Origin of the sequence: Janthinobacterium sp. HH102 (assembly GCF_001758625.2) — a bacterium.
In the GTDB taxonomy this organism is placed as follows: domain Bacteria; phylum Pseudomonadota; class Gammaproteobacteria; order Burkholderiales; family Burkholderiaceae_D; genus Janthinobacterium.
On the sequence record NZ_CP062062.1, the window covers coordinates 4,689,209 to 4,701,503 of the forward strand.

Below are 12,295 nucleotides of genomic sequence, written 5' to 3' on the forward strand. Positions count from 1 at the left end.
TGATCGTTACCTGACGCAGCTTAGATATATGCGGGCACTAAGCAATGCTTGTGCTCGATATGATATTCAAATTCTTCACGGAAATTCTTAATGAAGGCCCGTACCGGCATGGCAGCCGCATCGCCCAGCGCGCAAATGGTGCGGCCCTGGATGTTGTCGGCGATCGAGTTGAGCATGTCCAGGTCGTCTGGACGACCCTGCCCCTGCTCGATGCGGTGCACCATGCGGTACATCCAGCCTGTGCCTTCACGGCAAGGCGTACACTGGCCGCACGATTCTTCAAAGTAGAAGTAGGACAGGCGTTCCAGCGCCTTTACCATGCAGCGTGTTTCGTCCATCACGATGACGGCGCCCGAACCCAACATCGAACCGGCTTTCGCGATCGAGTCATAGTCCAGGTCGGTCTGCATCATGATGTCGCCGCGGATCACCGGCGCGGACGAGCCGCCAGGAATCACGGCCTTGATCTTTTTGCCACCGCGCATGCCGCCTGCCAGTTCCAGCAGGGTCGCAAACGGGGTGCCGAGCGGCACTTCGTAGTTGCCCGGTTTTTCCACGTCGCCCGAGATCGAGAAGATCTTCGAACCGCCGTTGTTCGGCTTGCCCATCGCCAGGTATTTCTCTGGACCGATGTTCAGCACGAAAGGCACGGCCGCGAAGGTTTCCGTGTTGTTGATCGTTGTCGGCTTGCCGTACAGGCCGAACGAGGCGGGGAAAGGCGGCTTGAAGCGCGGCTGGCCTTTCTTGCCTTCCAGCGATTCGAGCAGGGCCGTTTCTTCGCCGCAGATGTAGGCGCCATAACCATGGTGCGCATGCAACTGGAACGAGAACTCGCTGCCCATGATCTTGTCGCCCAGGAAACCGGCGGCGCGCGCCTCTTCCAGCGCTTCTTCGAAACGCAGGTATTCCTGGAAGATTTCACCGTGGATATAGTTATAACCGACGGTGATGCCCATCGCATAAGCGCCAATGGCCATGCCTTCGATCAGGGCATGGGGATTGTAACGAATGATGTCGCGGTCCTTGAAAGTGCCCGGTTCGCCTTCATCTGTATTGCAGACGAGGTATTTCTGACCCGGGAACTGGCGCGGCATGAAGCTCCACTTCAAGCCGGTAGGAAAACCCGCGCCGCCACGGCCGCGCAAGGACGAGGCCTTGAGGTCGGCGATGATCTGTTCCGGCGTGATTTTCTCTTCCAAGATACGCCGCAGGGCCGAATAGCCGCCGCGGTTCACATAATCTTGCAAATGCCAGTTCTTGCCATCCAGATCCTTCAGGATCAATGGATCGATATGGCGGTTGTGAAGTGACGTCATTTCTTGAGTTCCTCCAGCATGGCGTCGATTTTCTCGTTCGACATCCAGCTGCACATGGTTTTATTACTGACCAGCAAGACCGGCGCATCGCCGCAAGCACCCATGCACTCGCCCTCAACCAGGGTGAACTGGCCATCTGCGGTGGTTTCGCGGAAATCGATACCGAGTTTCTGCTTCAGGTACTCTGCAGCGCGCACGCCGCCCGACAGGGCGCATGGCAGGTTGGTGCACACGGTGATCTTGTGCTTGCCCACGGGTTTCACGTTGTACATATTGTAGAACGTGGCCACTTCCTGCACGGCAATCGCCGGCATGCCGATGTAATCGGCCAGTTCCTTCATGGTTTCCGGTGCCAGCCAGCCCAGTTCATCCTGGGCATGGGCCAGCGCGGCCATGACGGCCGACTGACGCTGGTCGGCCGGGTACTTGGCCAGCTCGCGGTCAATTTTCTTATAGCATTGCTCTGATAACAACATACTTTTTGCCTCTTAGCGGTCAATACTGCCGAACACGATATCTTGCGTCCCGATGATGGTCACGGCGTCGGCAAGCATGTGCCCACGCGCCATCTCGTCGAGCGACTGCAAGTGGGCGTAGTCTGGCGCGCGCAGTTTCATGCGGTACGGCTTGTTGGCGCCATCGGACACCAGGTACACGCCGAACTCGCCCTTCGGATGCTCCACGGCGCTGTAGGCCTCGCCCGGCGGCACGTGGAAACCTTCCGTGAACAGCTTGAAGTGGTGAATCAGCGATTCCATGTTGGTCTTCATGTCGACGCGGCCCGGAGGCGCCACCTTGCGGTTGCTGGTCATGACAGGACCTTCATTGTTGCGCAGCCACTCCACGCATTGCTTGATGATGCGGTTCGACTGGCGCAGCTCTTCCACGCGGACCAGGTAGCGGTCGTAGCAATCGCCGTTGGTGCCGATAGGAATGTCGAAATCCATCAGGTCGTACACTTCGTACGGCTGTTTCTTGCGCAAGTCCCACTGCACGCCCGAGCCGCGCAGCATGGCGCCCGTAAAGCCCATGGCCAGCGCATCTTCCGGCGAGACCACGCCGATGCCGACGGTACGCTGTTTCCAGATACGGTTGTCGGTCAGCAGGGTTTCGTACTCGTCCACCGAGTTCGGGAAGCGGCGCGCGAAGTCTTCGATGAAGTCCAGCAGCGAACCCTGGCGGTTTTCGTTGAGCTTGCCGATGGCCTTGGCGTTGCGGATGATCGACGCCTTGTGCTGCGGCATCGCGTCCGGCAGGTCGCGGTACACGCCGCCCGGGCGGTAGTAGGCCGCGTGCATGCGCGCGCCCGAGACTGCCTCGTAGGCGTCGAACAAGTCTTCGCGGTCGCGGAAGCAATACAGGAACGGGCCCATGGCGCCGACGTCCAGCGCGTGGGTGCCGAGCCACATCAGGTGATTCAGGATGCGCGTCATCTCGTCGAACATGACGCGGATGTATTGCGCGCGCAGCGGCACTTCCAGACCCAGCATCTTTTCGATGGCCATCACGTACGCATGTTCATTGCACATCATCGACACATAGTCGAGACGGTCCATGTACGGCACGGATTGCAGATAGGTCTTCTGTTCGGCCAGCTTTTCGGTGGCGCGGTGCAGCAGGCCGATATGCGGGTCGGCGCGCTGGATGACTTCGCCATCCATCTCCAGCACCAGGCGCAGCACACCGTGCGCGGCCGGATGCTGTGGCCCAAAGTTCAGGGTGTAGTTCTTAATCTCAGCCATTATTTCATCCCGTAATGTTCTTCGCGGATCACGCGCGGCACGTTTTCCCGCGGCTCGATCGTCACGGGCTGGTAAATCACGCGCTTTTGTTCCGGATCGTAACGCATCTCGACATAGCCGGAGACGGGGAAATCCTTGCGGAACGGATGGCCGATGAAACCGTAGTCGGTCAGCAGGCGGCGCAAGTCGTTGTGGCCTTCGAAGAGGATGCCCAGCAGGTCGAATGCTTCGCGCTCGTACCAGTTGACGGCGCGCCAGATACCGACCACGGAAGGCAGCAGCGGCATGTCGTCGTCGGGCGCGAACACGCGCACGCGCACGCGCCAGTTGTGCTTGACCGACAGCAAGTGCGAAACGGCCGCGAAACGCAGGCCGTCCCAGCTGCCGTCGCCATAGGTCGAGTAGTCGACGCCGCACAGGTCGAGCAATTGCTCGAAATGCAGGCTCGGATCATCGCGCAAGGTCTGCATCACGGCCAGGTAGTCCTCGGCCTTGACCTGCAAGGTGACTTCGCCCAGCGCAACCGTCGTGCTAACGCGATCGCCCAGGGCAGTGCCGAGGGCGTTTTGCAATACTTCTAAATGTGTTGTCATAATCTGAAGCGGCCCGGTTAGCGTGCGATCGTGCTGGTACGCTTGATCTTGTTCTGCAACTGCATGATGCCGTACAACAAGGCTTCAGCGGTCGGCGGACAGCCAGGCACATACACGTCGACGGGCACGATGCGGTCGCAACCGCGCACCACGGAATAGGAGTAATGGTAGTACCCGCCGCCATTGGCGCAGGAACCCATCGAGATGACCCAGCGTGGCTCTGCCATCTGGTCGTAGACCTTGCGCAGGGCCGGCGCCATCTTGTTGCACAGGGTGCCGGCAACGATCATGACGTCGGACTGACGCGGCGACGGACGAAACACGACGCCGAAACGGTCCATATCGTAGCGGGCTGCGCCCACATGCATCATTTCGACCGCACAGCAGGCCAGACCGAACGTCATCGGGAACATAGACCCGGTGCGCGCCCAGTTGATCAGCTTGTCGGCCGAGGTGGTGATGAAACCTTCGCTTAATACGCCTTCAATAGCCATGGCTTATTCCCAGTCAAGGGCACCTTTCTTCCAAATGTACCAAAATCCGACCACGAATTCAGCGATGAACACCATCATCGTGACGAAACCGGCCCAGCCCAGGTCGCGCATTGCAACGCCCCATGGGAAAAAGAATGCCGTTTCCAGATCGAACAAAATAAACAGGATTGCGACCAGATAGTAGCGCACATCGAATTTCATGCGCGCGTCTTCGAATGCTTCAAAACCACATTCGTACGGGGAGAGTTTTGCTGCGTCAGGCTTGTTAGGACCTAACAGGCGCCCCAGGAGCTGGGGAGCGATACCGACACCGAGGCCGATAATAATGAACAGCAGGACGGGGAAGTAATTTTCGAGGTTCACGATTGATAAGCTTATATTGAACGATCGGTTAAATGAGGACGCTGCGATCATTTGCAGCGTATCTAACGCACGACCCCAATCAAAGCTAAGACCAGGATCGAACGACACATCCTCGTAAAAAAAGCCAGCAACTTTGTACGAGCCATGGCTCGTGCGCCGTTGCTGGCTTCTGATTTCTGGTGCCGACGACGAGACTCGAACTCGTACAGCTTGCGCCACTACCCCCTCAAGATAGCGTGTCTACCAATTTCACCACGTCGGCGGTAAGGCCCGTATTCTACTCTGCTTTGCCGCTAAAGTTAATGCACAAATGCATCAAAACACAGATAAAAACGATAAATTTTTACATCTTCCAGCGCGTCACGATTTTTTCCTGCCGCACTGCTGAAACATTGAGCAATAATCTGCCCGTAATGAGAATTACTCTCGATGAGGTATCGAGTTGCTACAGAATTACTTCGGAATCGCGCCTGCCGGGGTGCTGGCAACCGGTGCGGCCGCTGCCGGAGCACTGGCCGCCGGAGCTGCCGCAGGCACCGTCGTCGGGATCGCGCCCGCGCCGGTGACCGGCACTGGCTTGACGACTTTGTCCATCACGCCGCCGCCCACCGTGGTGGCGCGCTGATTGGCCATCAGCGACAGGGCCAGCGTGGCGCCGAAGAAGATCGCGGCGGCAACGCCCGTCGATTTCGACATGAAGTTCGACGAACCCGTCGCACCGAACAGGCTGCCCGAGGCGCCCGAACCGAAGGCGGCACCCATGTCGGCGCCCTTGCCGTGCTGCAGCAACACCAGCGCGATAATCGACAATGCCGAAATAACCTGTACTACCACTACCAGATTGAACATCATGTTCATTGCAATTCCATTCTCAGTTTAAATTAATTCAATCGGCGGCGTGAATAATCGCCAGGAAATCCGCCGCCTTCAATGCTGCTCCACCGATCAGACCGCCATCGATATCCGGCATCGCCATCAATTCTTTTGCGTTCTCCGGCTTCATGCTGCCGCCGTACAGGATCTGCACGCCGGCGGCCGCTACCGCATTCTTTTCTGCCAGCTGGGCGCGCAATACCTGATGCACGTCCTGCGCCATCTGCGGCGTGGCCGTCTTGCCCGTGCCGATGGCCCAGACCGGCTCGTAGGCCAGCACCAGCTTCGCCACGTCGTCGGCGGAAATGGCCGCCAGCACGGCACCCAGCTGCTGCGTCACGACCGCGTCGGTCTGGCCCGCTTCGCGCTGCGCCAGGGTCTCGCCGATGCAGACGATAGGCGTGATGCCTGCCGCCAGCGCGGCAACCGTCTTGGCCGCCACCTGCGCATCGCTCTCACCATGGTAGGCGCGGCGCTCGGAATGCCCGATCACCACATAGCCGCAGCCGAAATCCTGCAGCATGGCGGCCGAGATTTCGCCCGTGTAGGCGCCGCTGGCGTGCGCGGACACATCCTGCGCGCCCCAGCCCAGCGCCGTGCCTGCCAATTGCGCCTGGCACTGCGCCAGATACGGCGCAGGCACACAGACGGCGCTGGCGGCGCCAGAAGCAGCCAGGCCAGCCACTATTTCAGACAATAACACCGCGTTCGAGGTGCGACTGCCGTTCATTTTCCAATTTCCGACGACGAGTTTGCGACGCATAGTAGCCTAAATTCTTAATAACCCGTCATTCTAACTCCGGCACCGATGCCGGTCAAACAGGCAGTGCCCCGTTTCAGGCAACTTGCAACATGATCTTGCCCACGTGCGTGCTCGCTTCCATCAAGGCATGCGCCTCGTTGGCCTTTTCCAACGGGAAAGTTTGATAGATCACGGGCTTGATCTTGCCCGCCTCGATCAGCGGCCAGACGGTCGTGCGCAGGTGGTGCGCGATGGCCGCCTTGAAGGCGACGGAACGGGGGCGCAAGGTGGAACCTGTCACTGTCAGGCGGCGGCGCAGCAAGGCGCCCAGGTCCAGTTCCGCCTTGGTGCCGCCCTGCACGGCGATCAGGCCGATGCGGCCATCGTCGGCCAGGCAATCGATTTCACGCGGCAGGTAGTCGCCGCCCACCATGTCGAGGATGACGTCGACACCTTTGCCATCGGTCAATTCCTTGACGACGGCAACGAAATCCTCCGTGCGGTAATTGATACCGCGTTCGGCGCCCAGCGCCTCGCAGGCGCGCGCTTTCTCGTCGCTGCCCGCCGTGGCGAACACGCGGTGGCCGAGCGCGGCCGCCAATTGAATGGCCGTCACGCCGATGCCGGACGTGCCGCCCTGCACCAATAACGTTTCGCCATCGGCCAGCGCGCAGCGGTCGAACACATTGCTCCAGACGGTAAAGAAGTTTTCCGGCAGGGACGCGCCTTCCAGCGCCGTCAAGCCTTTCGGCAAGGGCAGGCACTGGCCGGCGGGTGCGGCGCAGTATTCGGCATAGCCGCCGCCCTGCACCAGCGCACAGACGAGGTCGCCCTTCTTGAATGCCGTGTTGCTGAAATCGCCATCGACGACTTCGCCCGCCACTTCCAGGCCAGGCAAGTCCGAGGCGCCCGCAGGCGGCGCATACTTGCCCAGGCGCTGCAGCACGTCGGGGCGGTTGATGCCGGCCGCATGCACCTTGATCAACAGTTCGCCCGCCTTATATTGCGGCGTGGGACGTTCGGCGATCTGCAAAACGTCGGCGGGACCTGGCTGGCTGATGGCAACTGCACGCATGGCGGGACTCTTTCAAGGGAAAACGGCGATTGTACGCCAAGCCATCCACCCTTGCAGGCCGCTACATAGCCTCTCAGCCACCGCCCGTTTTCGACTGGCGCGGCAAGGGCGTGCCCGGCTTCCATTGGGCCGACAGGGCCTGCCCTTCCTCGACCTGCTCATGCGTCATCTTGCGCACCACGGCGGCGCGCTGGTCGGCCGCATTCGCGTTGCCATTCGCGGCCGCCAGGTTCCACAGCATGTAGGCGATGACATTGTCCTGCTGCACGCCGCCCATGTGATAGCGGTACATCAGGCCCAGCACCTGCTGCGCCTCGGCATGGTTCTGCTCGGCCGCCTTGCGGAACCAGCTGACGGCCTGCTTGTGGTCCTGCAGCACGGCGTTGCCCGTGTAATACATGGCGCCCACCACGTACTGGGCGTCGGCCTTGCCCTGCTCGGCCGCCTTGCGGTGCCAGAACATGGCTTGCTTGTAATCCTGCGGCAAGCCCCGCCCCATGTAATACATCAAACCCAGCAAATGCTGGGCATCGGCATTGCCGGTCTTAGCAAGGGGCAATATTTCTTTGTAAGCCAGCGCGTAATTCTTGTTGTTGTAGGCGCTGGCGCCTTCGGCGAAGCCGGCCCGCGCGGGTAGCTGTATCGTCAACAGCATGAGTAATGTAATGATCAGTTTTTTCATCGGAATGGGATGTGGTCTGACAACTTATTCTTGTCCTGCAGAAGGCCTGCGGCAGGATGCTTTTACTTCCAGCTAACTTTGCCCAGGCCCTCGACGCTGACATCGCGATTGGCCGGCTTGCCGTACACCACCACCGAACCGAGTCCGCTCAGGTTCAGCTTGGCATTCGTATGGGCATTCACCGTAGCATTACCCAGGCCGCTCAATTCCAGGTTGACGGCATCGACTTCGAACTGCTGCGCGTTCAGGCTGCCCAGGCCGCCCAGGCTCGCTTTCAGCAGGCGTCCGCGTCCGCCCAGCACCACGGAACCGGCGCCCTGCAAGTCCAGCTCCGCGCGCTCATTGTTGCCGATCCACAGCTGCATGCTGCCCACGCCGCCCAGGCTGGCATTGAGCTTGCGGTAGTCGCCCACCAGCTTGATGCTGCCCGCCCCTTCCAGCGACAGGGTCAGTTCCTCGCCCTTGAAACCCGTGATGTCGGTGCTGCCGAAGCCTTCCGAGCTCAGTTCGCGCAGGTTCGGCAAGACCAGGTCGGCGCGGATCGACGAAGGGCCGAGCTTGAAGCCGCGCACTTCCGTTTCGATGTGCAGGGTGTCGCCGCTTTGCGCCGTGCTGACATCGGCGATGTAGCGCTTGTCGGCCGTGATGCTCAGCGAAGGCACGTTGCCCTGGCGGATGCGCACTTCCATTACGCCATCGAGCTTGACCCGCACCACGCGGGCGTCGACGTTGCGCATTTCCAGCAAGCGGGTCTCGGCGGCCACGCCGCGCACCAGGCCCAGTGTCGCCAGGAACAGCAGCGCCAGTTGCAGTATCTTTTTCATGTAGTGCATCCTCGGTATCTTGTTTTTATGTCTTGCGGCGCCCGCGTCGGGCGGCCGGCATTGCATCGCGCCTTGCACTCTAGCAGCGCGGAAAATGACTGGCAATCAATTATGCGAAACGGGCTTTTTCGGCCGCGTTCAGGCGCCTGGCCTTGACGACCACCACTTGCATGGCAGCCTTGTTTGCTGGCGCAGCCACGGTGGCCGTGGAACTGGCCACTTGCAGGGCCGGGGCGGCCGGAGCGATGGCGTAGCAGCCGGCGCCGAGCACGATGGCGGCGGCAATGGCGATGATTTCCATGTTTTTAGCGACGTTCATGTTGTTCTCCTCGGGTGTCTGGCAGTGGGCTTGCGGTATGGTGTCACTATAGCCATACCGCCCCCGCCAGACACGCCGATTGCGACGAACTGCGCTTTTGGCAGGCTGGCCTGACAAAAACGCGGATGAACGCGCAGATCGCTGCGCTTGCAGCTTAAAACTCTTCCCACTCGTCGGCGCCGGACTTGGCCGCCTTGACGGGCTTGGCCGGCGACAGCGCACGGGCCGGCGCGCGCGGCGCTGGCGCGGCCGGTTTCGCCTTGAGGCGCGCCACCGGTGCGGATGCCGCAGCAGGGCCAGCATCGCCCAAGCGGAACATGCCGACGGCTTGCGCCAGGTCCACGGCCTGTTCCTGCAGGCTTTCCGCGGCGGCCGCCGCTTGCTCGACGAGGGCCGCGTTCTGCTGCGTCATGGTGTCCATGTGCGTGACGGCCGTATTGATCTCGCCGATGCCGGCGCTCTGTTCGCGGCTGGCCACCGTGATCTCGCTCATGATGGTCGTCAGTTGCTGCACCGAGGCCACCACCTGGTCCATGGTCTGGCCCGCTTCATTGACGAGGCGGCCGCCCGCATCGACCTTCTCCACCGAATCGCCGATCAATTCCTTGATTTCCTTCGCCGCGCCAGCGGAGCGTTGTGCCAGGTTGCGCACTTCGGACGCGACCACGGCAAAGCCCCTGCCCTGCTCGCCCGCGCGCGCCGCCTCGACGGCCGCGTTCAGGGCCAGGATATTCGTCTGGAAGGCGATGCCGTCGATCACGCCGATGATGTCGACGATCTTGCGCGAGCTTTCCTGGATGCCGGCCATGGTGCCCACCACCTGCTGCACCACGCGGCCGCCCTTGGCCGCCACTTCCGAGGCGGACACGGCCAGTTCGTTGGCCGCATGCGCGTTTTCCGCATTCTGTTTCACCGTCGAGGTCAGCTCATCCATCGAGCTGGCTGTTTCCTCCAGCGCGCCCGCCTGTGCTTCCGTGCGCGAGGACAGGTCGGCATTGCCGGCGGCGATATCGGCCGATTCGCTGCGCACCAGGGTGCTGATGCTGCGGATCTGTACCAGCACGGTGGCGATCTTTTCGACGAACAAATTAAAGGCCTTGGCGATCTGCGCCAGCTCGTCCGAACCTTCCGCGTCAAGGCGGCTGGTCAGGTCGCCGTCGCCCGTGGCGATCGCTTCCATCGCATCACGGACCAGACCGAGGCGGCGCAAGGCGCGCGCGACCAGCACGCTCAAGACGGTGGCGGCCAGGGCCAGCACCAGCAAGGCCGTCAGGACCGAGGCGCGCAGCATGGAAGTCAATGCCTGCGTCGCTTCCGCCCGGTCGAGCACGGTAGCCAGCAGCCAGTCGCTGCCTGGCACTTTACTCACATGCAAGATGCCGTTACGGTCGCCCAGGCGGATGGCGGCGCCGTCGCCGCTCTTTTCGATATCGGCCAGCGCCTGCGCGCTCAGGCCCGGGTCGAGCTCGGCCAGCGGCTTCAGGGTCAGCTTGCCGTCCGGGTGGGCGATGATCTTGCCGCCGCCGTCGACAAGGAAGGCGTAGCTGGATGCCGTCGGCTTGATCGAAGCGACGTTTTGCACGACAGCATCCATCATCACATCGGCCGCCATCACGCCCGTCACGCTGCCCTTGCCGCCCAGCGGCTCGGCAAACGTCACCACCAGCTTGCCCGTGCTGGCGCCGATATACGGCGCCGTGATGATGGGGCCGCCCACTTCGGACGCCAGCTTGTACCAGGGCCGTGCCGTGGGATCGTAGTCGGCGGCGCGCTTGCGCTCCTGCGAAAAGACGGCGTGCTTGTCGGCAAAGCCGATATACGCCATGTCGAACGTGCCTGCCTGCTCGGCCGCCTTCAGCGCCGGCAAGGGATCGGCCGCCGTGGCGCCCTGCTTGAGCGAGCCCACGACGGCTTGCTTGGAACGCAGCCATTCGGCGATGGCTTGCGCATGGCTGTGCGACAACTGCAGCATCTGCGTGTCGAGCGCGGCCAGGGTACTTGCGCGCGTCGTGAAGAAATTGGCGATGGCGACGGCCAGCATGGCCAGCACGACGATGGAAACGGCGATGGCGATCAGCCGCGCCTTAAGGGAGGACAACATGGTGCATCCAATAAAAAAGAGAAAATCGGGAGGGATGCGCCATGGTCAGGGAATAAGATTTTGTCGTCAAGCAATACCGACTCTCGATTACCCATAAACAACAATTGATACCTTATATTAAGCACACGATAATAAAATACCAACTATATCTCGCCGCGCAGCTTGCGCAGAGCCGGCGAATCGCCGCCCGTCGCTTCGATGCGGAAGCGGGCAAACGCCTGCTCCAGCTCGGGGTACCGGCGCAAGCCGCCCTCCGTAAAATAGCGCCCGCCGGGGATATCGCCCCATGGCAGTGGTGCGCTCAAGGCGCCGCTGCCCGCCAGGGCCAGCAGCGGCTCGAGCGCGCTGCGCAGGTCGGCCACCTCGCCGTCGGCGCTCGCCAGGCGCGCCAGCAACTGCTCCAGTTCGGCGGCATGGGCTTGCAAACGCTGCTGATCCATCTTCTCTCCTCAATTCTTGATCGTGCCGATCAGCACGGGGGCCGACCACAAGCTGCGGTTGGGGAGCAAATACTGCTGCGCCCCGCCCTTGCGCCGCACCAGCCCGCCCAACTCTTCCGTCGGCGCGACCTGGCTGACGAACACGTTGACGGTGCCCTTGGGCATGATCTGATACACATCATACAGCGGCGCCTCGCTCTTCAAGGGCAAGCCGAAGCAGTCGGCCAGGGTGGCGCAGCGGCCCGATGCCAGCTGCAACTGCGCGCTGGTGGTGAAATATGGCGAATACGGCGACACATTCTGGCCATGCGGCACGATTTTTAACAGCGCGGCAGCCATGGGCTGCAGGTCCGGCAAGGTGCTGCCGGACGCGAGCTGCTCGACGGCCCGCGCATAGAGGGTGTCGGCCGAGGCGGCAGGATCGGCGGTGCGCAGTTCGCGCAAAAAATGCTGCCCTGGCCCGCTATCGAGATAGGAGTCGATAGCCTCACGCGGCAAGCCCGCCGTCCTGAAGGTGCTGAGGTCGTTGATTTCGCGCGCATGCACGGCGCGCAAGGCGTCGAGGTCTTGCGCCGGCATGGCCCCAGACGCGGCGGCGATGGGGATGGGCAGCGGCACCGGCGTGGGTGCGTTGTCCAGCTGTGCCCAGGCGCCGGGCGAAACGGCAAGCAGAAAGGCGGCGGCCAGCCCGCAGAATGTGCGCATGCTGCATCTCCTTGGAAGACTCGTTC

At 61.7% G+C, this 12,295-nt stretch carries 15 protein-coding genes and 1 tRNA gene; all 16 read right to left on the reverse strand.

Annotated features, from left to right (window positions below; all coding sequences use genetic code 11):
* Nucleotides 1-20: 20 nt before the first annotated feature.
* Entirely contained in the window at nt 21-1,316 is a 1,296-nt protein-coding gene (gene nuoF / locus JAB4_RS21345) for an NADH-quinone oxidoreductase subunit NuoF (RefSeq protein ID WP_010399729.1), read from the reverse strand.
* On the reverse strand, nt 1,313-1,792 hold the full coding sequence (gene nuoE, locus JAB4_RS21350) for an NADH-quinone oxidoreductase subunit NuoE (RefSeq protein ID WP_035820520.1): 480 nt from the start codon (nt 1,790-1,792) through the stop codon (nt 1,313-1,315). The genes nuoF and nuoE overlap by 4 nt, the downstream gene beginning before the upstream one ends.
* Nucleotides 1,793-1,804: 12 nt before the next feature.
* Complete coding sequence (locus JAB4_RS21355; RefSeq protein WP_034749992.1) at nt 1,805-3,058, reverse strand: NADH-quinone oxidoreductase subunit D; 1,254 nt, start codon at nt 3,056-3,058, stop codon at nt 1,805-1,807.
* Nucleotides 3,058-3,651, reverse strand: a complete 594-nt coding sequence (locus JAB4_RS21360) for an NADH-quinone oxidoreductase subunit C (protein ID WP_070224111.1) — start codon at nt 3,649-3,651, stop codon at nt 3,058-3,060. The genes JAB4_RS21355 and JAB4_RS21360 overlap by 1 nt, the downstream gene beginning before the upstream one ends.
* A 17-nt stretch (nt 3,652-3,668) precedes the next feature.
* Nucleotides 3,669-4,145: an NADH-quinone oxidoreductase subunit B gene (locus JAB4_RS21365; RefSeq protein WP_010399733.1), complete on the reverse strand. Its 477-nt coding sequence runs from the start codon at nt 4,143-4,145 to the stop codon at nt 3,669-3,671.
* A 3-nt stretch (nt 4,146-4,148) separates the two neighbouring features.
* Nucleotides 4,149-4,508 carry an NADH-quinone oxidoreductase subunit A gene (locus tag JAB4_RS21370; protein ID WP_010399734.1) on the reverse strand — a complete coding sequence of 120 codons (360 nt, stop codon included), beginning with the start codon at nt 4,506-4,508 and terminating at the stop codon, nt 4,149-4,151.
* Between the two features lie 177 nt (nt 4,509-4,685).
* Nucleotides 4,686-4,770 (reverse strand) — tRNA-Leu (locus JAB4_RS21375).
* Nucleotides 4,771-4,961: 191 nt separating this feature from the next.
* On the reverse strand, nt 4,962-5,366 hold the full coding sequence (gene secG / locus JAB4_RS21380) for a preprotein translocase subunit SecG (protein WP_034749996.1): 405 nt from the start codon (nt 5,364-5,366) through the stop codon (nt 4,962-4,964).
* Between the two features lie 28 nt (nt 5,367-5,394).
* The gene (gene tpiA / locus JAB4_RS21385) at nt 5,395-6,144 is read right to left on the reverse strand and encodes a triose-phosphate isomerase (protein ID WP_071650267.1); all 750 of its coding nucleotides are present in this window, start codon (nt 6,142-6,144) and stop codon (nt 5,395-5,397) included.
* A 73-nt stretch (nt 6,145-6,217) separates the two neighbouring features.
* Entirely contained in the window at nt 6,218-7,198 is a 981-nt protein-coding gene (locus JAB4_RS21390; RefSeq protein ID WP_070224113.1) for an NAD(P)H-quinone oxidoreductase, read from the reverse strand.
* A 73-nt stretch (nt 7,199-7,271) separates the two neighbouring features.
* Nucleotides 7,272-7,880, reverse strand: a complete 609-nt coding sequence (locus JAB4_RS21395; RefSeq protein WP_070224114.1) for a tetratricopeptide repeat protein — start codon at nt 7,878-7,880, stop codon at nt 7,272-7,274.
* A 62-nt stretch (nt 7,881-7,942) separates the two neighbouring features.
* Entirely contained in the window at nt 7,943-8,704 is a 762-nt protein-coding gene (locus JAB4_RS21400) for a DUF2807 domain-containing protein (RefSeq protein ID WP_070224115.1), read from the reverse strand.
* A gap of 109 nt (nt 8,705-8,813) precedes the next feature.
* On the reverse strand, nt 8,814-9,023 hold the full coding sequence (locus JAB4_RS21405) for a hypothetical protein (protein ID WP_070224116.1): 210 nt from the start codon (nt 9,021-9,023) through the stop codon (nt 8,814-8,816).
* Nucleotides 9,024-9,177: 154 nt separating this feature from the next.
* Complete coding sequence (locus JAB4_RS21410) at nt 9,178-11,124, reverse strand: methyl-accepting chemotaxis protein (protein WP_070224117.1); 1,947 nt, start codon at nt 11,122-11,124, stop codon at nt 9,178-9,180.
* A 143-nt stretch (nt 11,125-11,267) separates the two neighbouring features.
* The gene (locus tag JAB4_RS21415) at nt 11,268-11,564 is read right to left on the reverse strand and encodes a hypothetical protein (RefSeq protein WP_070224118.1); all 297 of its coding nucleotides are present in this window, start codon (nt 11,562-11,564) and stop codon (nt 11,268-11,270) included.
* A gap of 9 nt (nt 11,565-11,573) precedes the next feature.
* The gene (locus JAB4_RS21420) at nt 11,574-12,269 is read right to left on the reverse strand and encodes a hypothetical protein (protein WP_070224119.1); all 696 of its coding nucleotides are present in this window, start codon (nt 12,267-12,269) and stop codon (nt 11,574-11,576) included.
* Between the last annotated feature and the right edge of the window lie 26 nt (nt 12,270-12,295).

Bases quoted from the DNA above. Each gene is read 5' to 3' on its own strand.
- JAB4_RS21365 (WP_010399733.1), bottom strand. From the start codon at position 4,145: ATGGCTATTGAAGGCGTATTAAGCGAAGGTTTCATCACCACCTCGGCC.
- JAB4_RS21390 (WP_070224113.1), bottom strand. From the start codon at position 7,198: ATGCGTGCAGTTGCCATCAGCCAGCCAGGTCCCGCCGACGTTTTGCAG.
- JAB4_RS21405 (WP_070224116.1), bottom strand. From the start codon at position 9,023: ATGAACGTCGCTAAAAACATGGAAATCATCGCCATTGCCGCCGCCATC.
- JAB4_RS21415 (WP_070224118.1), bottom strand. From the start codon at position 11,564: ATGGATCAGCAGCGTTTGCAAGCCCATGCCGCCGAACTGGAGCAGTTG.
- nuoF (WP_010399729.1), bottom strand. From the start codon at position 1,316: ATGACGTCACTTCACAACCGCCATATCGATCCATTGATCCTGAAGGAT.
- JAB4_RS21410 (WP_070224117.1), bottom strand. From the start codon at position 11,124: ATGTTGTCCTCCCTTAAGGCGCGGCTGATCGCCATCGCCGTTTCCATC.
- tpiA (WP_071650267.1), bottom strand. From the start codon at position 6,144: ATGCGTCGCAAACTCGTCGTCGGAAATTGGAAAATGAACGGCAGTCGC.
- JAB4_RS21355 (WP_034749992.1), bottom strand. From the start codon at position 3,058: ATGGCTGAGATTAAGAACTACACCCTGAACTTTGGGCCACAGCATCCG.
- JAB4_RS21420 (WP_070224119.1), bottom strand. From the start codon at position 12,269: ATGCGCACATTCTGCGGGCTGGCCGCCGCCTTTCTGCTTGCCGTTTCG.
- JAB4_RS21400 (WP_070224115.1), bottom strand. From the start codon at position 8,704: ATGAAAAAGATACTGCAACTGGCGCTGCTGTTCCTGGCGACACTGGGC.
- secG (WP_034749996.1), bottom strand. From the start codon at position 5,366: ATGAACATGATGTTCAATCTGGTAGTGGTAGTACAGGTTATTTCGGCA.
- nuoE (WP_035820520.1), bottom strand. From the start codon at position 1,792: ATGTTGTTATCAGAGCAATGCTATAAGAAAATTGACCGCGAGCTGGCC.
- JAB4_RS21395 (WP_070224114.1), bottom strand. From the start codon at position 7,880: ATGAAAAAACTGATCATTACATTACTCATGCTGTTGACGATACAGCTA.
- JAB4_RS21360 (WP_070224111.1), bottom strand. From the start codon at position 3,651: ATGACAACACATTTAGAAGTATTGCAAAACGCCCTCGGCACTGCCCTG.